Raw genomic sequence first — 22,417 nt, 5'->3', positions numbered from 1 at the left:
GCCGGCGGCGCGGCGAGCCGGGCCGTGCCGGGCGGTCAGCCGACGACGGCCTGACGGCGGTCGGCCGCGTATTCCATGGCGTGCCGGACGAGCCCGATGAGCACCTCCTTGACCGACTCCCGGTCACGGGCGTCGCACAGCAGGACGGGCACGTCGTCGTCCAGGTCGAGGGCTTGGCGGACGGCTTCGGCGGGATAGCGGGCGGCTCCCTCGAAGCAGTTGACGCCGACGAGGAACGGTATGGAGCGCCGCTCGAAGTAGTCGATGCCCGCGAAACAGTCCTCCAGACGGCGCGTGTCGGCGAGGACGACGGCGCCGAGGGCGCCCTCGGACAACTCGTCCCACATGAACCAGAACCGCTCCTGCCCGGGCGTGCCGAACAGGTAGAGCACCAGGTCCTCGCGCAGTGTGATGCGGCCGAAGTCCATGGCCACCGTGGTGGTGTGCTTGGCCTCGACTCCGCTGGTGTCGTCGACGGGCCGCCCGGCCTCGGTGAGCAGTTCCTCGGTGCGCAGCGGCCTGATCTCGCTGACCGCGCCGACGAGGGTCGTCTTGCCCACCCCGAAGCCGCCGGCCACGAGGATCTTGAGCGTGACGGGCTCGACCGGGGGCTTGCCGCGCTCAGAACGCCCGAAGATCATCGGTCTCTTCTCCTGCTTGATGGGGTTCGGGCGACGGTCGGCCGTAGCCGCCGCCACCGGGGGTTTCGATCACGAGTACGTCGTCGGGACCGACGTCGGCCGAGCCGCTTGCGCCGAGTTCGATGACCGTGCCGTCGGCTCGCTCCACCCGGTTGGCGCCGAGCGCTCCGGGGGCGCCGCCGGCCATGCCGTACGGCGGCACGCGACGGTGCTGGGAGAGCGTGGAGACGGTCATCGGTTCCAGGAACCGGAGTCGGCGCACGGCACCGTCGCCGCCGCGCCAGCACCCCGCGCCGCCGCTCCCCCGCCGGACGGCGAACTCCTCCAGCCTGACCGGCAGCCGCCACTCCAGGATCTCCGGGTCGGTGAGCCGGGAGTTGGTCATGTGGGTCTGGACCACGTCGGCGCCGGGGAAGCCGTCGCCGGCGCCGGATCCGGAGGCGACGGTTTCGTAGTACTGGTGCCTCTCGTTGCCGAAGGTGACGTTGTTCATGGTGCCGGAGCCCTCGGCCTGCACGCCGAGGGCGGCGTAGAGGGCGCCGGTGATGGCCTGCGAGGTCTCGACGTTGCCGGCGACGACGGCGGCGGGCGGTTCGGGAGCCAGCATCGACCCGGGGGGCACGATGATGTCCAGGGGCCGCAGACATCCGTCGTTGAGCGGGATGTCATCGGCGACCAGCGTGCGGAAGACGTACAGGACGGCGGCGTTCACGACCGCGAGGGGCGCGTTGAAATTGGTGCCGAGCTGCGCGGAGGTGCCGGTGAAGTCGATGGCCACCCGGCGTCGGGTCCGGTCGACCCGGACCCTGACCCGGACGACGGCGCCGGAGTCCGTCTCGTAGGCGTACTCGCCGTCGTCCAGGGCGTCGATGACGCGGCGGACGGATTCCGCGGCGTTGTCCTGGACGTGCCGCATGTAGGCCTGGACGACGTCGAGGCCGAACTCCCCGATCATGCGCCGGACCTCGTCGACGCCCTTCCGGTTGGCGGCGATCTGGGCGCGCAGGTCGGCGAGGTTGGTCTGCGGGTTGCGGGACGGGTACGGCGCCTCGGTGAGCAGCCGGCGGGTCTCCTCCTCGCGGAAGCGGCCGTTCTCGGTGAGGAGCCAGTCGTCGAAGAGGACGCCCTCCTCCTCGATGGTGCGGCTGTGGGCCGGCATGGAGCCGGGGGCGATGCCGCCGATCTCGGCGTGATGACCGCGTGAGGCGACGTGGAAGAGGAGTCGCGGCTCACTCTGTGTGTCCGTCAGCCGGTCGGTGTCGAAGACGGGGGTGATGACGGTGACGTCCGGCAGGTGTGTGCCGCCGTGGTACGGGTCGTTGACGGCGTAGGTGTCTCCCGGCCGCATGGCGGAGCCCCGGCGGCGGATGACCTCTTTGACGCTGGTGCCCATGGAGCCCAGGTGGACGGGGATGTGGGGGGCGTTGGCCACCAGGTTTCCGTCCGGGTCGAACAGGGCGCAGGAGAAGTCCAGGCGCTCCTTGATGTTGACGGACTGGGCCGTGGACTCCAGGCGCGCCCCCATCTGTTCGGCGATCGACATGAAGAGGTTGTTGAAGACTTCAAGCAGAACCGGGTCGGTTTCCGTGTCGAGACCGGAACTCTGTGTGATCGCCGTGCGTTCCATGAGCAGATGCCCGTCATCGGTGGCGGCGGCTCGCCAGCCGTCGTCGACGACGGTCGTGGAGCCGGCCTCGGTGACGATCGCGGGGCCGGTGACGGTCTCGCCGGGAGCAAGGGTCTCGCGGCGGTGGAGGGGTACGTCGCGCCAGGCGCCGCCGGTGTGGAGGCGCGCGGTTCCGGGCGCGCGGGAGCGGCCCTCGTACGGGGCGAGGGCGGACAGATCGGGGGGCGCGGTGACGCCGGTGGCTTCGACGGAGAGGGCTTCCACGACGACGGGGCGGTCGAGGGTGAAGGAGTACGTGGCGCGATGACGTTCTTCGAAGACGTGCCTCATGGCGTCGGGCCCGGCCAGCTCGACGGTGAGGGTGGTGTCGGTGCCGTCGTAGCGGAGCTGGGCGCGGTGGGTGACCTGGATGCGGTCTTCCGGGACGTCCTCGGCGAGCAGTTCGGCGCGCGCGGCGGCCTCGAGTTCCTCGGCCGTCTTGTGGATGCCGGGCATGGCGGCGGCTTCCAGTGGGGCCTCCACGGAGTGCTCGCGCATGGCCGTGGTGTCGGCGAGCCCGATGCCGAGCGCGGAGAGGACGCCGGCCATCGGGGGGACGAGGACGGTGCGGATGCCGAGCGAGTCGGCGACGCGGCAGGCGTGCTGGCCGCCCGCCCCGCCGAAGGTGGTCAGGGCGTAGCGGGTGACGTCGTGGCCCTTCTGGACGGAGATCCGCTTCACGGCGTTGGCGATGTTGGCGACGGCGATCTGCAGGTAGCCCTCGGCCACCTGCTCCGGGGTGCGGTCGTCGCCGGTGCGGTCGTGGATCTCGCGGGCGAGGGCGGTGAACCGGTCACGGACGAGGGCGGCGTCCAGCGGCTGGTCGCCGTCCGGCCCGAAGACGGCGGGGAAGTGGGTGGGCTGGATGCGGCCGAGCATCACGTTGGCGTCGGTGACGGTGAGCGGGCCGCCGGCGCGGTAGCAGGCGGGGCCGGGGTCGGCGCCCGCGGAGTCGGGGCCGACGCGGTAGCGGGAGCCGTCGAAGTGGAGGACGGAGCCGCCGCCGGCGGCGACCGTGTGGATGTCGAGCATCGGGGCGCGCAGCCGGACGCCCGCGATCTGTGTGGTGAACACGCGCTCGTACGCGCCGGCGAAGTGGGACACGTCGGTGGAGGTGCCGCCCATGTCGAAACCGATGACGCGGTCGAAGCCGGCGCGCTGCGACATGCGGGCCATGCCGACGATGCCGCCGGCCGGTCCGGAGAGGATGGCGTCCTTGCCGCGGAACTGCCCGGCCTCCGTGAGCCCGCCGTTGGACTGCATGAACATCAGCCGTACGCCCCGCAGCTCGTCGGCGACGTGCCGCACATAGCGGCGCAGCACGGGCGAGAGGTAGGCGTCGACGACGGCGGTGTCCCCGCGCGGGACGAGCTTCATCAGCGGGCTGACCTCGCTGGACAGCGAGATCTGCGGGAAGCCGATGCGGGCGGCGAGTTCGCCGACGGCGCGCTCGTGGCCGGGATGGGCGTGGCTGTGCAGGCAGACGACGGCGACCGCGCGGATCCCGTCGTCGTACGCCTCCCGGAGCGGTCCGGCCAGGGCGTCCAGGTCGGGGGCGCGCAGGACGGTGCCGTCGGCGGCGAGGCGTTCGTCCACCTCCACCACCCGTTCGTGGAGCAGCTCGGGCAGCTCGATACGGCGGGCGAAGATGCGGGGGCGGTTCTGGTAGGCGATGCGCAGGGCGTCGCGGAAGCCGCGGGTGACGACCAGGAGGGTCCGCTCGCCCTTGCGTTCGAGCAGGGCGTTGGTGGCGACCGTGGTACCCATCCGGACGGCCTCGACGGGGTCCTGGGAGTCGCCGAGGAGTGCGCGGACCCCGGCCACGGCGGCGTCGGCGTACCGGGCCGGGTTGTCGGACAGCAGTTTGTGCGTGAGCAGCCGGCCGTCCGGGCGACGGGCGACGATGTCGGTGAAGGTACCGCCCCGGTCGACCCAGAACTGCCAGCCAGTCATGTCACTACCTCGCTTCCGCGCCGCTCAGAGCGCCCGGAGGCCGTTGATCACGTCGCGCAGAATACTCTCGTCCGGGAGCTCGGCCGGGGGCACCGGACGGGACACATGGACGAGTTCGGCGTGCACCAGGTCACCGATGAGGACGCGGACCACGCCGATGGGCAGGTCGAGTTCCGCGGCGAGTTCGGCGACCGACTGCGGTTCGTCGCGGCAGAGCCCGACGATGTCCACGTGCTCGGGGGACAGCGTCGGGTCCGTCTCCGGGTCACCGGCGTCGTGCTCGGTGACCACCACGGCGATCAGATCGAGGCGGTGCTGGGCCGCGCTCGTGGTGCGGCCACGTGTCATGGCGTACGGCCGGACGACCGGCCCGGCCTCGTCGTCGAACCAGTGGCTTCTTCCCTGACCGTCTCCGCTCATGTCATCCCACTACCCGCCTGCGGGCAGATCGGTGCGCGGGGCGGTGCCCAGATGCACGCCGACCCGCTTGACCAGGAGCGTCATCTCGTAAGCGACCTGCCCGACGTCGGAGTCGGCGTCCGAGAGGACGGCGAGGCAGCTGCCGTCCCCGGCGGCGGTGACGAAGAGGAAGGCGCCGTCCAGCTCGACCACCGTCTGCCGGACACTGCCCGCGTCGAAGTGGCGCCCGACGCCCTTGGCGAGGCTGTGGAAGCCGGACGCCACGGCGGCCAGATGCTCGCCGTCCTCCCTGGACAGGTCCTTGGACACCCCCGTCGGCAGTCCGTCGCCGGACAGGATGACGGCCTTGTGGATGCTGGCTACCCGGTCGACGAGGTCGTCCAGGAGCCAGTTCAGGTCCCCCGTGTTCGTCGGCGTGTGGCCGGTGGCCTTCGGTGCGGTCATCGACCGTCCCCCTTAGTCGTTCCTTGTGCTGTGCCGTCCCGGGCCCCGTCGCCCGCGGCGTTCTCCTCCCGGCCGCGCTGCCAGCCCCGCTGGAGCGAGGCCATCCGGCTGCGGACCTCCTCGGCATCGCGGTCGGCGGGCTGTGCCGTGGGTTCGGCACGCCGTTCGGTGTCCTGCTTGAGCTGGGGAGCCAGGCTGGCCTGGCGCACGCGCCGGGGCAGCGGCCCCGTGCGCGGCTCCGGGTCCGTCCCACCGGCGGGTGCGGAGCCGCCGCCGAGGGACGGCGCCGTGTCCGCCGGGCCACCCAGGGACGGTGCCGTGTCCGCCGGGCCGCCGGCGGACGGCGCCTTGGGCCGGGTACGCCTGGGCAGCGCCGGTGCTTCGGACGGCTCCGGGGCGCCCTCGGCCGGGGTCACGGCGCGGTCTTCGACGTGGTCGGTGAGCCCGGTGGGGCGCCGGGAGGCCGTGCCACGGCGGCGGGCCGGCAGCGGGGCCGGTCCGCCCGTCTCGGACTCGGAGTGGTACGGAGCGGTGGCGGGCCCTCGGTCCGGCTCGTCGCGGCGGGAACGCTGGTCGGTGACGGGCTTGCCGTGCGAGCTGACCAGCTTGGGCGTCTGGCGCCGGGGCAGCGGCACGGCTCCGAGGTCGCCGGCCTCCTCGTGCGGCTGCCGGCCGGCCGGCGGGCCGGCGGTCGGCTCGTCGCCGCCCGGCCGGGACCGGCGGTGGCGGAACAGGCCGCCGCGCTCGCTGTCCTCGTCGCCGAGGGCGCCGGGGAAGCCGTCCAGCGCGTCGAGGTCGACGGGCGCCTCCAGTTCCACCGGGCCGTCCAGCAGGGAGGTCGGCAGGCCGGGCAGCTGAAGCGGTGCCTGGGACCGCCCGGCGGTACGGCCCAACGCCTGCTCGGTGCCCTTCGCCGGGCGTTCCCGGTCGAGCCGGAAGCCGATGCCGTTGGTGTCCGGGACGTCGTCGGTCAGCAGCGCGTCGGGGATGAACACCACCGCGGTGGTGCCGCCGTACGGCGAGGGCTGGAGGGAGACGCGGACGTTCTGGCGCTGGGCGAGGCGGCTGACGACGAACAGGCCCAGCCGGTCGGTGTCGGAGAGTTCGAACTCGGGAGTCTCGGCGAGACGCAGATTGGCGTCCAGGAGCGCCTCGGCCGTCATGCCGAGGCCCCTGTCGTGGATCTCCAGGGTGAAGCCGTTGGCGACCCGCTCACCGATGACTTGGACGGCGGTGTGCGGGGGCGAGAAGACCGTGGCGTTCTCCAGGAGTTCGGCCACGAGATGGGTGAGGTCGGCGACGGCGGGCCCGGTGACGGCGACCCGCGGCAGCCGCCGGACCTCGATGCGCTCGTAGTCCTCCACCTCGGCGACGGCGGCGCGGACGATGTCCATCAGCTGTACGGGCCGGCGCCACTGTCGTGAGGGCGCGGCGCCGGAGAGGATCACCAGGCCCTCGGCGTGCCGGCGCATGCGGGTGGTGAGGTGGTCCAGGCGGAACAGGTCGGCGAGTTCGTCTGTGTCCTCGGTCCTGCGCTCCATGCTGTCGAGCAGGGTGAGCTGCTTGTGCAGCAGCACCTGGCTGCGGCGGGCGAGGTTGACGAAGACCTCGGAGACACCGGACCGCAGTTCGGCCTGTTTGACGGCGGCCTCCACGGCCGCGCGCTGGAGGGTGTTCAGGGCCTGTCCGACCTCGCCGATCTCGTTCTTGTCGTACTCCAGGCGGGGCACCTCGGTCTCGACGTCGACCTGCTCGCCCGCGGACAGCCGGCGCATCACGCTGGGCAGTCGGACGCCGGACGCCTCGTGGGCCTCCATGCGCAGCTGGCGCAGGTCGCGGATGAGGACGCGGCCGACCCGGACGGAGAGGACGACGGAGACGAGGAGTGCCACCAGTCCGAGGAGACCCGCGACGGCCGCCTGCACGATGACGCCCACGGCCACGGGGTGCATGCGGTCCTGGAACCGGTCGCCCACCTGGTCGTCCAGGGTGCCGAGTTCGTCGAGGACCGTTGCCGCGGCGGAGTCCCAGCTCTTCGCGGTGACACCGCGCGGCGTGCCGGAGTCCGTGGCGATGGCGGACCGTTCCGCCACGCGCAGCGGGGCCGTGGTCGCGTTCTTCCAGAAGCGCTCGTAGCGGTCGCGCTCGGCGGAGGGCAGCAGCGGGAGGCTGATGTCGTACAGCAGGGTGCGCTGCGCGACGAGGTCGGAGATGTCCCGGGACTCGTCGGGGGTGAGCCGGCCGACGACGAGGGAGGAGCCGAGCAGGGCGTCCTCGCGGGAGAGCAGCTCGCGGGCGCGGGTGACGTTGACCAGGGCGCGAGCCTGCTTGTCGACCTCTACGTCGTCGATGCCGTCGAGGGCGGCGAGGAGCGCGAAGCAGGGGTCCACCAGGCGGTTGTAGAGATCGAACGCCTGGGCGCGGGTGACGGTGCCCTCCTCGACGCTGCGGCGCAGGGAGTCGAGTCCGCCGAAGGCGTCCAGCACGGCGGTCAGGCGTTCGCTGTCGTCGGAGTCCAGGCCGCCCCGGTGGTCCTCGGCGTTCCCGCGGATCGTGGTGATCGCCCGGTCGGCGGCGGTGCGGGTGCGGTGCAGTGCCGAAAGGGCCTCGGAGGCCCGCGGGTCGGCGAGGTAGACGAGGGTCTGGCGGCGCTCCTGTTGCAGGACGCGAACGGTGTCCTCGATGGGATAGCCGATGTTCTCGACGACATCGGACACGTGGAACAGCCGGGCCGCTTCACGCCCCGTGAGTACCGTGGCGAAGCCCCAGATGGCGGTCAGGGACACCAGCGGCACGAGAAGCAGCGCCACGATCTTCCGGCGGATCGACTTCCCGCGAAAGCGCATGGCCTCCCCCAGCTCGACCCCCGCCGGTCGGGGGTGCTCATGTCCGTCTACAAACGGCGCGAGCCTACTACCGCCTCACAGTTAACTCGAAGACACGTCCGGAGGGTGAACTTCCGCATCGGCTCCCAGACATGGCGAGTTGTCCGTGCATTGGGGGAGATTGCCACCGCGATCCAGGTGCGTGCGCTCGGTCGCCGACGGCCTCCCGGAGGGGCGGTTGGCCGGATTTTTTCGCCACTTGGGAATCTTCGCGCGGTCTCGTTCGTCCTTCTCTATGGGAATTGGGGGCGGAATGGGACCACAGGAGCCTCGGTGCGCACCTCGGTTGCGTAAAACAGCGCAAGCCGGGCAGCCACTGGGGAGTCGAGGTCTTCGGAGGCCGGGGCGAGCGGTCCGCCGGCGGTGGGGAGTGACACGGTGATGGGCACGGCGGAGCGGCGCGAGGCGCCCGAGGAGAGCGTGGCGGGGCGCTCACAGGTGGGGTGGGGCCGGAAGGCGCCGGATCACGGTAGTCCGGGCCCCGAGCACGCCGGAGAGCCGGCCGGTGACGAACAGTGGCAGGGTTACCGGCCGTTGTGGGTGGAGGTGCCCGCGCGCCGGCATCCGATGCCCGATCCGGTGCGTGCGGCGGCGGTGCGAGCCGTCCTCGTCATGGCGGTGACGCTGATACAGGCGATGGTGGCGTTCCTGTGCACGCTGGCCGGCTCCTGGCTGGCGTTCCCGATGGTGATCAGCGGTGTGGTGAGCACGGTGGTGGCCACCTGGGCCGTGGTCGACGTGTGGGTGACCCGCCAGGTGTGGAGCCAGCGGTACGGCGTGGTCTCCGAGCCGAGCAGCACGGCCCGCGCCCTTCGCCGCGAGCGGCGCGCTCGCCGCCGCCGGGAGCGGGCGGCCCTGCGGGAACAGGAGCGGATACGCCGCAGGGGCGGCGCCGGGCAGCTGTCGCACCCCTGACCACGGCGGACGGCACCCGGCGACCTCCAGGGTGGGCGGCACCGGCGCCATCCGCGGCGGACAGCGCCCGGCGCGATGCACAAGCGGGAGGCACCGGCGGGAGGCACCGGCGCCATTCACGGCAGGCGTTCACCGGTGCCCTCGCCGGGGCCGGGGGCGCGCTCGGGGCGGCCCGGTCCCGGACGCGGTGGCGGTACCGCCTGTCACAGCACAGCGGTCTCCGTCTTCCGCCGGTCCTCCCCGGGCCGTCCGTCCTGTCGCAACTCGCGCTGGAGTTCGCGCCGGGCCCGGAGGAAGGCGCGGGGCCGGTCCACGCCGAGCAGGGCGACGGTGCGGCCGTCCCGTTCGTACCGGGCGAGGAAGCCGGACTCGCCGGGGAGACCGTCGTCGGTGATCTCGCCCTCGGTGACATGGACGGTGTCGCCCTCGCGGCGCCGGCCCGTGAACTGGATCCGGGAGTCGTACTGGTCGGACCAGAAGTACGGCACGGTGCGCGCGGTCACGAGGGTGCGGCCGGCGAGCAGGTTGGTCACCGCGGCGCGGGGCTGCTCGGTGGCGGAGGTCCAGTGCTCGGCCCTGGTGCCGCCGACGCGGGCGACGTCGCCCACCGCGACGACCTGGGGCAGTGCGGTCACGCAGCCGTCGTCGCACAGCACGCCGTCGTGCAGGGCGAGTGCCGAGCCCGCCAGCCAGCCGGTTTCGGGGACGGCTCCGATGCCGGTGATCACGATGTCGGCGGGCAGGGTGCGGCCGTCGGTGAGGTCGACGCCGGTGACGGTGGCGGTGCCCCGGAGCGCGGCCACACCGGTCCCGGTGACCAGTTCCACGCCGCCGCGGCGGTGCAGTGCGGCGCACACCGTGGCCATGTCCGTGCCGAGCTGCGGAAGGAGCGGCAGCGGGGCGGCCTCGACCACCGTGACCGTGTGGCCGAGCCGGGCACAGGAGGAGGCGGTCTCGGCACCGATGAAGCCGCCGCCGATGACGACGACCCGGCGGGAGCCGCGGGTGAGGTCGGCGCGCAGGGCGCGGGCGTCGTCCAGGGTGCGCAGGGTGTGCACGCCGGCGAGGCCGTCACCGGGCAGCCGGCGGGCGGCGGCGCCGGTGGCGATGACGACGCCGTCGGTGGACACCGTACGGCCGTCGTCGAGGAGGACGGTGCGGCCGCGGGGGTCGAGCCCGTGGGCGCGGACGCCGAGCAGCCACTCGGCGTCGAGTGCGGCGGTCTCGTCGGCGTCGGTGAGTGCGAGCCGGCTCTCGTCGGCGCGGCCGGTGAGGAAGTCCTTGGAGAGAGGAGGGCGGTCATAGGGGTGATGGGGTTCCTCGCCGACGATCACGAGTCGGCCGTCGAAGCCCTGCGTGCGGAGTTCGCGTGCGGCGTAGAGCCCGGAGAGCGAGGCGCCGACGATGGTCACAGTCCTCACAGGGCACGGCTCCTGGCGTCGGGGGCGGGGCGGGGCGTAAGAGCGGGTGCCGCACCGGGCGGACGGCCGGGGGTGACAGGGGCGGGGTCCCCGGCGGCGGGCGCCACAGGGACGGGATGCCCGGCGAAGTGGACGGCAAGGGCCGGCTCCCCGACGGCGGGGTCGACAGGGGCAGGCTCCCCGACGGCGAGGGCCACAGGGGCAGGCTCCCCGACGCCGGGGGTGACAGGGGCGGAAAGTCCGGCGGCGGGGGCGGCGGGGGCGCCGGGGGCGGAACGTCCGGCGGTGTTCATGCGGCCGTGCCCTCCTCCGCACCGAGGTGGACGTGCACGACGCCGTCCTGCACGGTGACACGGTGGGTGCGCACGGGGCGCCGGGCCGGCAGGCAGGTCGGTTCGCCGGTGCGCAGGTCGAAGGAGGCCGCGTGCAGCGGACACTCGACCAGGCAGCCTTCCAGCCAGCCCTCCGAGAGGGACGCGTCCTGGTGGGTGCAGGTGTCGTCGATGGCGTACAACTCGCCGTCCTCGGTGTGGAACACGGCGATCGGCGGCGCGGTCGCGACGCGGACGGACTCACCCTCGGGGAGGTCTTCGAGGCGGCAGACGGGAATCACGGGCCCCCCTCTCGGTCCCGGGACGCTCGGCCCGGGACCTGCTCGATGCAGGCGTCAGGGTGCTGCCGGGAGCCCGGACCCACATCGGTCCGGCCCGGTGAAGCGGCAAGGGAGTGACGGACCGTCATCGGTCCGGGTGGTCCGGCACCCTTTCGGGATTCGGACACTTCGGTAACATGATGTTTCGCATGGCGCACGATCCAGCGCTATGCGCAACAGAATCCGGGCGGGACGACCGTCGCGTCAAGGGCTTCCCGCAGATGCGGCCCGAACCGGGCCGACAGGTGGTGAGAGTTGAGCCATGACCCGCACGCAGAAGCAGTCCGACCGCAGCGAGGAGAGCCCGCGAGTCCCAGGTACCCCGGAGAGGCAGGGCGGCCGCGGAGCGGCCAGCGCGGTGCAGTCGGTGGACCGCGCCGTGAGCGTGCTGGAGATTCTCGCCCGGCACGGCGAGGCGGGCGTGACCGAGATCGCCGAGGAGCTTGACGTCCACAAGTCCACGGCGTTCCGGCTGCTCGGCGTCCTGGAGAACCGCGGTCTGGTGGCCCAGGCCAAGGACCGCGGGAAGTACTACCTGGGGGCCGGCGTGCTGCGCCTGGCGGGGGCGGCGGCAGTGCGTCTCGACATCTCCCAGGAGGGTGTCCCGGTCTGCCGGGAGGTCGCCGACGAGCTGGGCGAGACGGTCAACATCGCCGTGCTCGACGACGACGCGGCGGTCAACATCATGCAGGCCCGCGGCACCGCGTCCGTGACCGCGCAGAACTGGCTGGGCAGACGCACCCCGCTGCACGCCACCTCCAGCGGCAAGGTGCTGCTCGCGCACATGCCGCCGACCCTGCGCGAGGGCCTGCTGGCGCGGCCGCTGCCGCGGTTCACGGACCGTACGGTCACCGGCGCGTCGATGCTGCGCGCCGAACTGGAGGCCGTGGTCCAGCAGGGGTACGGCGTCACGATCGAGGAACTGGAACTCGGGCTCGCGGCCGTCGCGGCACCGGTGCGTGCGCACGACGGCAAGGTGATCGCGGCGATCAGCGTGTCGGGGCCGGTGTACCGGCTCAACGCCGACCGGCTGCCGGAGGTGGCCAAGCGGACGGTCGCGGCGGGCGCCGAGCTGTCCCGGCGCATGGGATACGGATTCTGACCTGAAGCCGGCCCAGCCTCAAACCAAGACGCAGGCCCAAACCCAGCCTCAAACCAGGACACAGCCTCAGCCCCAGCCGCAGATCCAGACCCAGACCCAGACCCGGGGTTCCGGCCGCGCCGGCCGGGCCGTCACTCCTCCTGCCACGGCTTGATCGCCATTCCCCCTGCCCCGCCCTCGTCCTGACGGGGCCTCACCGCGCACACGGACCGAACTAGGGCGCGGGACCGGGACGTCACCGGTCCCGCGCCGTCGTGCGTCGGTCCCGCGCCGTCGTGTGTCCGAGAGGTTTCGCCCCACGGGTTCCTTTCACCAAGGGTTGACGCGCGCCCCTTGACGGCTCCGTGGCGCCGTTCTCAGTATGTTCCCCATCGCGCAACCCATCGTGCAATGCGCAACAGCAGAGGAGCTTGTCGTGCCACACGAGGTCCGTGCCGTAGTCGCAGTGGAGAAGGGCGCACCCGTGGAGGTGCGGACGATCGTCGTCCCCGATCCGGGGCCCGGTGAGGTACTGGTCGACGTGCAGGCCTGCGGGGTGTGCCACACGGATCTCCACTACCGGGAGGGCGCGATCACCGACGACTTCCCGTTCCTGCTGGGCCACGAGGCGGCCGGCACGATCGCGGCGGTCGGCCCCGGGGTCACCGGCCTCGAGCCCGGCGACTACGTCGTGCTGGCCTGGCGCGCGCCGTGCGGCGGCTGCCGTTCCTGCCGTCGTGGCCGGCCCTGGTACTGCTTCGACTCCCGCAACGCCGCACAGCCCATGACGCTGCCGGACGGCACCCCGCTCACCAACGCCCTCGGTATCGGCGCCTTCGCCGAGAAGACGCTGGTCGCGGCGGGCCAGGCGGTGAAGATCGACCCGGCCGCGCGGCCCGAGGCGGCCGGGCTCATCGGCTGCGGGGTGATGGCCGGCTACGGCGCGGCGGTCAACACCGGCCGTGTCGGCCGCGGTGACTCGGTCGCCGTCATCGGCTGCGGGGGTGTCGGCGACGCGGCCATCGCGGGCGCCTGCCTGAACGGCGCGATGAAGGTGATCGCCGTGGACATCGACGACAGGAAGCTGGACCAGGCGGAGAAGTTCGGTGCCACACACACCGTCAACTCCCGGGGAACCGACCCGGTCGAGGCCGTCCGGGAGCTGACCGACGGGCACGGGGTGGACATCGCGATCGACGCGGCGGGCCGCCCCGAGACGTTCCTGCAGGCCTTCTACATGCGCGACCACGCGGGTCTGCTGGTCCAGGTCGGGGTCCCCACCCCCGAGATGAAGGTCGAACTGCCGTTGATCGACGTCTTCTCGCGCGGCGGCGCCATCAAGTCCTCCTGGTACGGGGACTGTCTGCCGAGCCGGGACTTCCCGTTCCTGATCGACCAGTACCTCTACGGCCTGCTCGATCTCAACGCGTTCGTGTCCGAGACGATCGCCCTGGACCAGGTGGAGGAGGCGTTCGGCAAGATGCACCGCGGTGAGGTGCTGCGCTCGGTGGTCGTCCTGTGAGCCGGCGCGCGACGGTACGCGCCGAACGGGCCCTCACCTGCGGCACCCGCCGCCCGGACCGCGGGCAACTCGACGGCCGCCCCGCCGCACCCGGCCGCTGACCCTGTCGGGGCGCCACAGTCGTGCACACCGGCCACCCTCGTACACCACCGGCCACCCTCGTCACAACAGCCACTCCTGTAACAACAGCCCCTTCGTACACACCAGCCACTTTCCTGCACACACCGGCCACCGCCGTCCACACCGGCCGCCCTCGTGCGAACCGGCCCGGCGGGGCACGACGACCAGCCGCCGAGCGGCGGAACGTCCGCGCCGCCCGAGCGACTCCCCCGCACCCGTCATCCCCGCCCATCCCGCCATCCCCGCCACAAGGAGGGGCATGTCCAGCACCCCCGAAGAACGGCCCCAGGGACCCCGCGTCGTCATCATCGGTGCCGGCATCGTCGGCTGCTCCCTCGCCGACGAACTGACCGCCCGCGGCTGGACGGACGTCACCGTCCTCGAACAGGGCCCCCTGCCCGCCCCGGGCGGCTCCACCTCGCACGCCCCCGGCCTGGTCTTCCAGACCAGCCCGTCCAAGACCCTCGCGGAGTTCGCCCGGTACACCGTCGAGAAGTTCAGTTCCCTCGAGGCCGACGGCGTCTCCTGCTTCCACCGGGTGGGCGGCCTGGAACTCGCGACCACCCCCGAACGCCTGGCCGATCTGCACCGCAGGGCCGGCTACGCGGCCTCCTGGGGCATCCGCGGCGAGATCGTGAGCACGGCCCGGTGCAAGGAACTGTGGCCGCTGCTGGACGATTCGGTCGTCCTCGGCGGCTTCCACACCCCGGACGACGGTCTCGCCCGGGCCCTCCTCGCGGCCCGGGCCCAGATGGACCGCGCCGGCGCGTGCGGCGCCCGCTTCCTGGACCGGCACACGGTCACCGGCATCGAGCAGCAGGACGGCCGGGTCACCGCGGTCGTCACCGACCAGGGCACCTTTCCGGCCGACCACGTGGTGTCCGCGGCCGGGTTCTGGGGGCCGGTCATCGGCCGCATGGCCGGTCTGCACGTACCGCTTCAGCCCCTCGCCCACCAGTATGCGAAGACGCGGCCGCTGGCCGAGCTGGCGGGCGCCACTGCCGAGGCGTCCCGCCCCATCCTCCGCTTCCAGGACCGCGACCTGTACTTCCGCGAGCACACCGACCGCCTCGGGATCGGCTCGTACGCGCACCGTCCAATGCCGGTCGACCCGTTCACGGTCCCCGCGTACGACGAGGCGCGCGCCCGGGACATGGAGATGCCGTCCTCCTACCCCTTCACGGCCGAGGACTGGGAGCCGAGCTGGGAGGACTGCCGCCGGCTGCTGCCCGCCCTGCGCGGGACGGAGATCGAGACCGGGTTCAACGGGATCTTCTCCTTCACGCCGGACGGCATGCCGGTGCTCGGCGAGGCGCGGCGGCTGCGGGGCTTCTGGCTGGCCGAGGCGGTCTGGGTGACCCACTCGGCCGGGGTGGCGAAGGCGGTGGCCGAGTGGATGGTCGACGGGCGGCCGTCCGTCGACGTGCACGAGTGCGACCTCACCCGCTTCGAGGACGTGCAGCGTTCACCGTCGTACGTCCGTGAACGCGGCGCCCGGCAGTTCGTCGAGGTGTACGACGTGCTCCACCCCCTCCAGCCGATGGAGCAGCCCCGCCCCCTGCGCGTCAGCCCCTTTTACGCCCGGCAGCAGCAGCTCGGCGCCTTCTTCCTGGAGGGCACCGGCTGGGAGCGCCCGCACTGGTACGAGGCGAACGCCCCGCTCGTGGACGCCCTGGGCGAGCTGCCCGAGCGCGACGCCTGGTCGGCCCGCTACTGGTCCCCCGTCGCCGCCGCCGAGGCGAAGGCCACCCGGGAGAAAGTCGCCCTGTACGACATGACCCCGCTGCGCCGACTGGAGGTCACCGGCCCGGGCGCCCTCGCCTTCCTCGACCGCATGACCAGCAACAATCTCCGCAAGAAGCCCGGCGCGGTCACCTACACCCTGCTCCTGGACGAGACCGGAGGCATCTGTTCCGACCTCACGGTCGCCCGGCTGGGGCCCGACCGGTTCCAGGTCGGCGCCAACTCCCCGGCCGACCTGGACCGGCTCCTGCGGCACGCCCCCGAGGGCGTTCAGGTCCGCGACATCACCTCCGGCACCTGCTGCATCGGCGTCTGGGGCCCTCTCGCCCGCGCCCTCGTCCAGCCCCTGACCGGCGACGACTTCTCGCACAAGGGGTTCGGCTACTTCCGGGCGAAGCAGACCTACCTCGGACATGTTCCGGTGACGGCGATGCGTCTGAGCTACGTCGGCGAGCTGGGCTGGGAGCTGTACACCACCGCCGACCTGGGCCTGCGGCTCTGGGACACGCTGTGGGAGGCCGGCCGGCACCTCGGTGTGGTCGCCGCGGGCCGCTCCGCCTTCGGCTCCCTGCGGCTGGAGAAGGGATACCGGTCCTGGGGCACCGACATGACCGGTGAACACACCCCCTTCGAGGCGGGCCTCGGCTTCGCGGTCCGCATGGACAAGGAGGACTTCGTCGGCAAGGCGGCGCTCCAGCGGGCCGGCGAACCCACCCGCCGGCTCACCCCGCTGCTGCTCGACGACCCCGCCGCCGTGGTCCTCGGCAAGGAGCCGGTCTTCGCCGACGGCGTCCCGGCCGGTTACGTCACCAGCGCGTCCTACGGCTACACGCTGGGCCGCTGTGTCGCCTACGCCTGGCTGCCGGCCGGTCTCGCCACCGGTACCGGTGTGCACATCGAGTACTTCGGCGAGAAGGTTCCGGCCACGGTCGCCGACGAGCCGCTCTTCGACCCCGGGATGACCCGCATCCGCCGCTAGGAGGCGTCCGTGCCACCTTCTTACGACGTCGCCGTCGCCGGACTCGGCGCGCCGGGCAGCGCCGCCGCTGTCACCGCACACCGCCGGCCGACCGGTTCCACCGCGCATCCGACCGCGCTGTCCGATGCCGTCCGCCTCGCCGCCGCGCCCGCCCGAGGAGCCCGCCCGTGACGACGCCCCCGATCTCACCGACCCCGACCTCCGCCGGCCCGCTCTCCCCGAGCCTCGTCGCGACGCTTCCGGGCCGCTACTACACCGACCCGTCGATCTTCCGGCAGGAGCAGGAGAAGCTCTTCGAGTCCCTTTGGTTCTGCGCGGTGCGCAGCGCCGACCTGGACAAGCCGGGCTCCTTCCGCACGGTTCAGGTGGGCCGCGAGAACATCGTCGTCACCCGGACCCGCACCGGCGAGCTGCGCGCCTTCCTCAACGTGTGCCGGCATCGCGGTGCCCGGCTGTGCACCGAGAAGGCCGGCGAGGTACGGCGTAGCCTGCAATGCCCGTATCACGCATGGACGTACGACCTTGACGGCAAGTTGATCGCCGCGCCCAACTTGATCAAGATGCCCGACGTTGATCGAGTCGCGTACGGGTTGATCAAGGTGGCCCTGCGCGAGTGGCTGGGCTACGCCTGGGTGTGCCTCGCCGACGAACCGCCCTCCTTCGAGGACACGGTGATGCACGCGGCCATGGAACGGCTCGGCGACGCCGCCGCCATCGAGCACTACGGCACCGAGCGGCTGGCTCTCGGCAAGCGCGTCACCTACGACGTGAAGGCCAACTGGAAACTGATCGTCGAGAACTTCATGGAGTGCTACCACTGCGCGACGATCCATCCCGAACTCACCGAGGTGCTGCCGGAGTTCGCCGACGGCTACGCCGCCCAGTACTACGTCGGCCACGGCGCCGAGTTCGGCGCGGGGATCAAGGGATTCACCGTGGACGGCAGTGCCGGCTTCGCCCGGCTCCCCGAGGTGACCGCCGGCCAGGACCGCCGCTACTACGCGATCACGGTCAAGCCGACCGTGTTCGTCAACCTCGTCCCCGACCACGTCATCCTGCACCGCATGTTCCCGCTGGCCGAGGACCGCACGGTGGTGGAGTGCGACTGGCTGTACGCGCCGGAGGTGGTGGCCTCGGGCGCGGACGTGTCCAAGTCCGTGGAGCTGTTCCACCGCGTCAACGTCCAGGACTTCGAGGCGTGCGAGCGCACCCAGCCGGCGATGTCCTCGCGCGCGTACCGCGAGGGCGGGGTGCTGGTCCCGAACGAGCACCACATCGGCGTCTTCCACGAGTGGCTGCGGGCCGGGCTGGGGCGGGACCATGCCTGATCTCTTCATCGACGGCACCTGGCGGGGCGCCCTGGACGAGCGCACCCGGGAGATCCGCTGCCCCGCCGACGGCTCCCTGGTCGGGGTCGTGGACGAGGCCGGCGGAAAGGACACCGTGGAGGCCGTCGCGGCGGCCCGGCGCGCCTTCGACACCGGGCCCTGGCCGCGTACGCCGGGTACCGAGCGCGGTGACCTGCTCCTGCGGGTCGCCGGTCTCCTGGCCCGGGACAAGGACGCGCTGGCCCGCGCCGAGTCCCTGGACACGGGCAAACGGCTGGTGGAGAGTGCGTACGACATCGACGATGTCGTCGACTGTTTCCGCTACTTCGGGCGGCTGGCCGCGAGCGAGCCGGGGCGCGTGATCGACACGGGGCGGCCGGACGTCGACAGCCGGGTGGTGCACGAGCCGGTCGGCGTCTGCGGCCTGATCACCCCGTGGAACTATCCGCTGCTCCAGACGGCGTGGAAGGTCGCCCCCGCGCTCGCGGCCGGCAACACGTTCGTGCTGAAGCCCAGCGAGCTGACCCCGCACTCCGCGATCCACCTGGTCCGTCTGCTGGCCGAGGCGGGGCTGCCGCCGGGCGTGGCCAATCTGGTGCCGGGCGCCGGTCCGGAGGCGGGTGCCCCGCTCGCCGAGCATCCGGACGTCGACCTGGTCTCGTTCACCGGCGGTCTGCGGACCGGCCGCCGGCTGATGGCGGCGGCGGCCGGCACGGTGAAGAAGGTCGCGCTCGAACTCGGCGGGAAGAACCCCAACATCGTCTTCGCCGACGCCGGCTTCGAGGCGGCCGTCGACATGGCGCTGACGGCCGTGTTCCTGCACTCGGGGCAGGTCTGCTCGGCCGGGGCCCGGCTGCTCGTCGAGGACGCGCTGCACGACCGCTTCGTGGACGAGGTCGTCCGGCGGGCGCGGGGGATCCGGCTGGGCGGGCCGTTCGACGAGCGGGCGCAGACCGGACCGCTGATCTCGGCGGCGCACCGGGCCGGCGTCGAGGCGTACGTCGCGCGGGGGCTCGCGGAGGGCGCGGTACTGCGCTGCGGCGGCGGCCGGCCCTCCGGTCCCGGCTACGACGAGGGCTTCTACTATCTGCCGACCGTCCTGGACGAGTGCACGAGCGGCATGTCGGTGGTCCAGGAGGAGTCCTTCGGGCCGGTGCTGACGGTCGAGCGGTTCAGCACCGAGGGGGAGGCCGTCCGGCTCGCCGACGACACGGTCTACGGCCTCGCGGGTGCCGTGTGGACGGGCGACGAGGCCAGGGCCGCGCGGGTCGCGGGCCGGCTGCGGCTCGGCACGGTCTGGATCAACGACTACCACCCGTACGTGCCGCAGGCCGAGTGGGGTGGTTACAAGCAGTCCGGGTTCGGGCGTGAACTCGGACCGGCGGGACTCGCCGAGTACCGCGAGACGAAACACATCTGGCGCAACACCGCGCCGGCACCGCAGGGCTGGTTCGACTGACAGCCAGAGGAGTCCGCTCATGACGACCACCGACCAATCGCCAGGCCCGCACCACCACGACGACACCGAACTCGCCGAGTTCGGCTACAAGCCCGAACTCAAGCGCACCCTGGGCAACTTCCACACCTTCGCCGCCGGGATCAGCTACATCTCGATCCTCACCGGCACCTTCCAGCTGTTCTACTTCGGCTACGGCAGCGGCGGTCCGGCCTACTGGTGGTCGTGGCCGATGGTGTTCGCCGGCCAGTTCATGGTGGCACTGTGCTTCGCCGAGCTGGCCGCCCGCTATCCGGTGGCCGGCTCGGTGTACAACTGGTCGAAGAAGATCGGCAATCCGCACCTCGGCTGGCTCGCCGGGTGGATGATGTTGATCGCGTCCATCGTGTCCATCTCGGCCGTGGCGCTGGCCTACCAGTTGACGCTGCCGCAGATCTCGTCCGCGTTCCAGTTCGTCGGGGACGGCACCGGCAAGTACGACGTGGCGACCAACGCGGTCGTCCTGGCGGCCGTGTTGATTCTCTTCACGACGCTGGTCAACGCGTTCGGCGTCAAGCTGATGGCCACGATCAACACGGCGGGCGTGTTCATCGAGTTGATCGCGACCGTCGTATTGATCGTGTTGTTCGCCGTCCACATCACCCGCGGTCCTCAAGTCGTCATGCACACGAACCACACCGGATCGGGATACTCGACGGGTTATCTGGGCGCCTTCCTGGTCGCCTCGCTGGCGTCGGCGTACGTCATGTACGGCTTCGACACCGCCGCCTCGCTCGGCGAGGAATCCCTCGACCCGTCCCGCAACGCCCCGCGCGCGATCATCCGCGCCATCGTCGCCTCGTTCGTCCTGGGCGGCCTGGTGCTCCTGCTGGCCCTGATGAGCGTCTCCAGCCTCAACGGCGACAAGCTTTCCACGGACGGCCTCCAGTACGTCGTGCTCGACGTGCTCGGCCCGACGGCCGGCAAGGCGATGCTGTGGTGCGTGCTGATCGCGGTGACGGTCTGCGCGCTGGCCGTGCACACCGCCGCGATCCGGCTGGCCTTCGCGATGGCCCGGGACAACAACCTGCCCGCGTCCTCGCTGCTGGCCCGGGTCAGCCCCCGCTTCCACACCCCGGTGCTGCCGGCCGTGATCATCGGCGTGCTGGCGCTGGCGATCCTCGTGGTCAACATCCGCCAGCCGCAGATCTTCACGGTCGTCACCAGCATCGGCATCATCATGATCTACCTCGCCTATCTGGGCGTCACCGTGCCGATGCTGGTGGCCCGGCTGCGCGGCAGGTGGCAGCCCGCCGGCGACGGCAGGTTCTCGCTCGGCCGCTGGGGACTGCTCGTCAACATCGTCGCCGTGGTGTGGGGCGCGGTCATGACGGTCAACCTGATCTGGCCGCGCGCCTCCGTCTACAACGCGGCCGCGCCGTACCACTGGTACCTGCGCTGGGGTGCGGTCCTCTTCGTCGTGGTCATCGCGGGCGGTGGCTTCGCCTACTACTGGCTCGTCCAGCGGCACCGCACCGGCGTGCTCGCCGAGCACCGCCTGGAGGCCGCGCCCGCCGCCCCGAACGCTCCGCTCGCCGCCCCGGCGGCCGACTGAATCCGCCCGATCCCAGCTCTGACCAGGAGGTCACATGAGCATCGATGAGTTCGACTACGTCGTGGTCGGCGGCGGCACCGCGGGCAACGTCGTGGCCGCCCGGCTCTCCGAGGACCCCTCGGTGACGGTGTGCGTGCTGGAGGCGGGCCCCAGCGACGTCGGCGACGACGACGTGCTCAGGCTGGAGCGCTGGATGGGGCTGCTGGAGTCCGGCTACGACTGGGACTACCCGGTCGAGCCGCAGCCCCACGGCAACGGTTTCATGCGGCACGCCCGGGCCAAGGTGCTGGGCGGCTGTTCGTCGCACAACTCCTGTATCGCCTTCTGGGCGCCCGCTGAGGACCTGGACGACTGGGCGGCCCGCGGGTGCGCGGGCTGGAGCGCGGCCGACCTGTTCCCGCTCTACCGGCGGCTGGAGAACAACGACGCGCCCGGCGACCACCACGGCCGCACCGGCCCGGTGAGGCTGCGCACGCTCAAGGGCGGGGACCCGTGCGGTGCCGCCCTGCTGGAGGCATGCGCGCAGGCCGGCATACCGACGGTGCCGTTCAACACCGGGAAGACGGTGGTGCGCGGGGCGGGCTGGTTCCAGATCAACTCCGACGAGAACAACATCCGCCAGTCCTCGTCCGTGGCCTACCTGCACCCGGTGCTGGGCAGACGTCCGAACCTCGACGTCCGGACCGGGGTGCGGGCCAAGAGGCTGGTCCTGGAGGGACGGCGGTGCGTCGGCGCCGAGTACCTGGACCCCGACCTGGTGCACACGCGCACGGTGCGGGCCAGGCGCGAGGTCGTCGTCTCCTGCGGCTCGATCGACTCGCCCAAGCTGCTGATGCTGTCCGGCATCGGTCCGGCCGGGCATCTGCGGGAGATCGGTGTCGAGGTGGTGGCGGACTCCCCCGGCGTCGGCGACAACCTCCAGGACCACCCCGAGGGCGTGATCATGTGGGAGGCCCGGCAGCCCATGCCCACCACGTCCAGCCAGTGGTGGGAGGCGGGCGTCTTCTACGACACCGAGCCCGGCCTGGACCGGCCCGACCTGATGTTCCACTACGGGTCCGTGCCGTTCGACATGAACACCGCGCGCTGGGGCTACCCGACCTCGGAGAACGCCTTCTGCCTCACCCCCAACGTGACGAAGGCGAGGTCGCGCGGCACGGTACGGCTGCGGACGCGGGACTACCGGGACAAGCCCAGGGTGGATCCGCGGTACTTCACGCACGAGCACGACGTGCGCGTGATGACGTACGGGCTGAGGCTGGCCCGGCGCATCGCCGCGCAGCCGGCGCTCGGCGGCTGGGCGGGCGCGGAGCTGGCGCCGGGTCCGGACGTCCGGTCGGACGACGAACTCCTCGACTACATCCGCAAGACGCACAACACCGTCTACCACCCGTCCTGCACGGTCAGGATGGGCGCCGACGACGACCCCTCGGCCCCGCTCGACGCGCGGCTGCGGGTGAAGGGGATCGAGGGGCTGCGGGTCGCCGACGGGTCGGTGATGCCCGACCTGATCGCCGTCAACCCGTGCATCACGACGATGGTGATCGGCGAGAAGTGCGCGGATCTTCTGAAGGCCGACGCCCGCTGACTCGGCGCC

The 22,417-nt window shown here is 72.1% G+C and carries 16 protein-coding genes; 9 read left to right on the top strand and 7 right to left on the bottom strand.

Annotation, left to right across the window (positions count from 1 at the left end):
- Positions 1-35: 35 nt before the first annotated feature.
- Genes JK361_RS32770 through JK361_RS32750 form a run of 5 tightly spaced genes read right to left on the bottom strand, consistent with a single transcriptional unit; the run spans position 36 to position 7,970 of the window.
- The gene (locus tag JK361_RS32770; RefSeq protein WP_201825319.1) at positions 36-641 is read right to left on the bottom strand and encodes a GTP-binding protein; all 606 of its coding nucleotides are present in this window, start codon (positions 639-641) and stop codon (positions 36-38) included.
- The gene (locus JK361_RS32765) at positions 622-4,260 is read right to left on the bottom strand and encodes a hydantoinase B/oxoprolinase family protein (RefSeq protein WP_201825317.1); all 3,639 of its coding nucleotides are present in this window, start codon (positions 4,258-4,260) and stop codon (positions 622-624) included. Before JK361_RS32765 ends, JK361_RS32770 begins: the two co-directional genes overlap by 20 nt.
- Before the next feature lie 24 nt (positions 4,261-4,284).
- The gene (locus tag JK361_RS32760) at positions 4,285-4,680 is read right to left on the bottom strand and encodes a DUF742 domain-containing protein (protein ID WP_201825315.1); all 396 of its coding nucleotides are present in this window, start codon (positions 4,678-4,680) and stop codon (positions 4,285-4,287) included.
- Between the two features lie 9 nt (positions 4,681-4,689).
- Positions 4,690-5,124, bottom strand: coding sequence for a roadblock/LC7 domain-containing protein (locus tag JK361_RS32755; RefSeq protein ID WP_201825313.1), 435 nt, complete (start codon positions 5,122-5,124; stop codon positions 4,690-4,692).
- A complete protein-coding gene (locus JK361_RS32750; protein WP_201825311.1) occupies positions 5,121-7,970 on the bottom strand; it encodes a nitrate- and nitrite sensing domain-containing protein in 2,850 nt (949 codons plus the stop codon). The genes JK361_RS32755 and JK361_RS32750 overlap by 4 nt, the downstream gene beginning before the upstream one ends.
- 420 nt (positions 7,971-8,390) lie before the next feature.
- Here JK361_RS32750 and JK361_RS32745 point away from each other — a divergent pair, with 420 nt between their 5' ends.
- A complete protein-coding gene (locus JK361_RS32745) occupies positions 8,391-8,924 on the top strand; it encodes a hypothetical protein (RefSeq protein WP_201825310.1) in 534 nt (177 codons plus the stop codon).
- A gap of 203 nt (positions 8,925-9,127) precedes the next feature.
- On the opposite strand, the gene JK361_RS32740 is transcribed toward JK361_RS32745, so the two are convergent.
- Positions 9,128-10,345 carry an NAD(P)/FAD-dependent oxidoreductase gene (locus tag JK361_RS32740; protein WP_201825308.1) on the bottom strand — a complete coding sequence of 406 codons (1,218 nt, stop codon included), beginning with the start codon at positions 10,343-10,345 and terminating at the stop codon, positions 9,128-9,130.
- Between the two features lie 289 nt (positions 10,346-10,634).
- Positions 10,635-10,958 carry a bifunctional 3-phenylpropionate/cinnamic acid dioxygenase ferredoxin subunit gene (locus JK361_RS32735; RefSeq protein WP_201825306.1) on the bottom strand — a complete coding sequence of 108 codons (324 nt, stop codon included), beginning with the start codon at positions 10,956-10,958 and terminating at the stop codon, positions 10,635-10,637.
- Between the two features lie 301 nt (positions 10,959-11,259).
- On the opposite strand from JK361_RS32735, the gene JK361_RS32730 reads away from it, so the two are divergent.
- The 8 genes from JK361_RS32730 to JK361_RS32695 all read left to right on the top strand — a co-directional run bounded on the left by JK361_RS32730 (position 11,260) and on the right by JK361_RS32695 (position 22,408).
- A complete protein-coding gene (locus JK361_RS32730; RefSeq protein WP_201825304.1) occupies positions 11,260-12,099 on the top strand; it encodes an IclR family transcriptional regulator in 840 nt (279 codons plus the stop codon).
- Between the two features lie 415 nt (positions 12,100-12,514).
- The gene (locus JK361_RS32725; RefSeq protein ID WP_201825302.1) at positions 12,515-13,600 is read left to right on the top strand and encodes an S-(hydroxymethyl)mycothiol dehydrogenase; all 1,086 of its coding nucleotides are present in this window, start codon (positions 12,515-12,517) and stop codon (positions 13,598-13,600) included.
- A gap of 379 nt (positions 13,601-13,979) precedes the next feature.
- The gene (locus tag JK361_RS32720; RefSeq protein WP_201825300.1) at positions 13,980-16,442 is read left to right on the top strand and encodes a GcvT family protein; all 2,463 of its coding nucleotides are present in this window, start codon (positions 13,980-13,982) and stop codon (positions 16,440-16,442) included.
- A 9-nt stretch (positions 16,443-16,451) separates the two neighbouring features.
- Positions 16,452-16,613, top strand: a complete 162-nt coding sequence (locus JK361_RS32715) for a hypothetical protein (RefSeq protein ID WP_201825299.1) — start codon at positions 16,452-16,454, stop codon at positions 16,611-16,613.
- A complete protein-coding gene (locus JK361_RS32710) occupies positions 16,610-17,770 on the top strand; it encodes an aromatic ring-hydroxylating oxygenase subunit alpha (RefSeq protein ID WP_201825297.1) in 1,161 nt (386 codons plus the stop codon). Before JK361_RS32715 ends, JK361_RS32710 begins: the two co-directional genes overlap by 4 nt.
- Positions 17,763-19,229, top strand: coding sequence for an aldehyde dehydrogenase family protein (locus JK361_RS32705; protein WP_201825295.1), 1,467 nt, complete (start codon positions 17,763-17,765; stop codon positions 19,227-19,229). Before JK361_RS32710 ends, JK361_RS32705 begins: the two co-directional genes overlap by 8 nt.
- Before the next feature lie 19 nt (positions 19,230-19,248).
- Entirely contained in the window at positions 19,249-20,820 is a 1,572-nt protein-coding gene (locus JK361_RS32700; protein WP_201825294.1) for an APC family permease, read from the top strand.
- 34 nt (positions 20,821-20,854) lie between these two features.
- On the top strand, positions 20,855-22,408 hold the full coding sequence (locus JK361_RS32695) for a GMC family oxidoreductase (protein WP_201825292.1): 1,554 nt from the start codon (positions 20,855-20,857) through the stop codon (positions 22,406-22,408).
- Positions 22,409-22,417: the final 9 nt, after the last annotated feature.

The organism is Streptomyces musisoli, from assembly GCF_016741855.1.
GTDB lineage: Bacteria > Actinomycetota > Actinomycetes > Streptomycetales > Streptomycetaceae > Streptomyces > Streptomyces musisoli.
Note: the sequence above shows the minus strand (reverse complement) of the source record. Positions and strands in the feature narration are given on the sequence as shown.

What these genes read in the sequence shown, in the direction of transcription:
- JK361_RS32770 (WP_201825319.1), bottom strand. Translation starts at nt 641, where the DNA reads ATGATCTTCGGGCGTTCTGAGCGCGGCAAGCCCCCGGTCGAGCCCGTC.
- JK361_RS32765 (WP_201825317.1), bottom strand. Translation starts at nt 4,260, where the DNA reads ATGACTGGCTGGCAGTTCTGGGTCGACCGGGGCGGTACCTTCACCGAC.
- JK361_RS32760 (WP_201825315.1), bottom strand. Translation starts at nt 4,680, where the DNA reads ATGAGCGGAGACGGTCAGGGAAGAAGCCACTGGTTCGACGACGAGGCC.
- JK361_RS32755 (WP_201825313.1), bottom strand. Translation starts at nt 5,124, where the DNA reads ATGACCGCACCGAAGGCCACCGGCCACACGCCGACGAACACGGGGGAC.
- JK361_RS32750 (WP_201825311.1), bottom strand. Translation starts at nt 7,970, where the DNA reads ATGCGCTTTCGCGGGAAGTCGATCCGCCGGAAGATCGTGGCGCTGCTT.
- JK361_RS32745 (WP_201825310.1), top strand. Translation starts at nt 8,391, where the DNA reads ATGGGCACGGCGGAGCGGCGCGAGGCGCCCGAGGAGAGCGTGGCGGGG.
- JK361_RS32730 (WP_201825304.1), top strand. Translation starts at nt 11,260, where the DNA reads ATGACCCGCACGCAGAAGCAGTCCGACCGCAGCGAGGAGAGCCCGCGA.
- JK361_RS32720 (WP_201825300.1), top strand. Translation starts at nt 13,980, where the DNA reads ATGTCCAGCACCCCCGAAGAACGGCCCCAGGGACCCCGCGTCGTCATC.
- JK361_RS32705 (WP_201825295.1), top strand. Translation starts at nt 17,763, where the DNA reads ATGCCTGATCTCTTCATCGACGGCACCTGGCGGGGCGCCCTGGACGAG.
- JK361_RS32700 (WP_201825294.1), top strand. Translation starts at nt 19,249, where the DNA reads ATGACGACCACCGACCAATCGCCAGGCCCGCACCACCACGACGACACC.
- JK361_RS32695 (WP_201825292.1), top strand. Translation starts at nt 20,855, where the DNA reads ATGAGCATCGATGAGTTCGACTACGTCGTGGTCGGCGGCGGCACCGCG.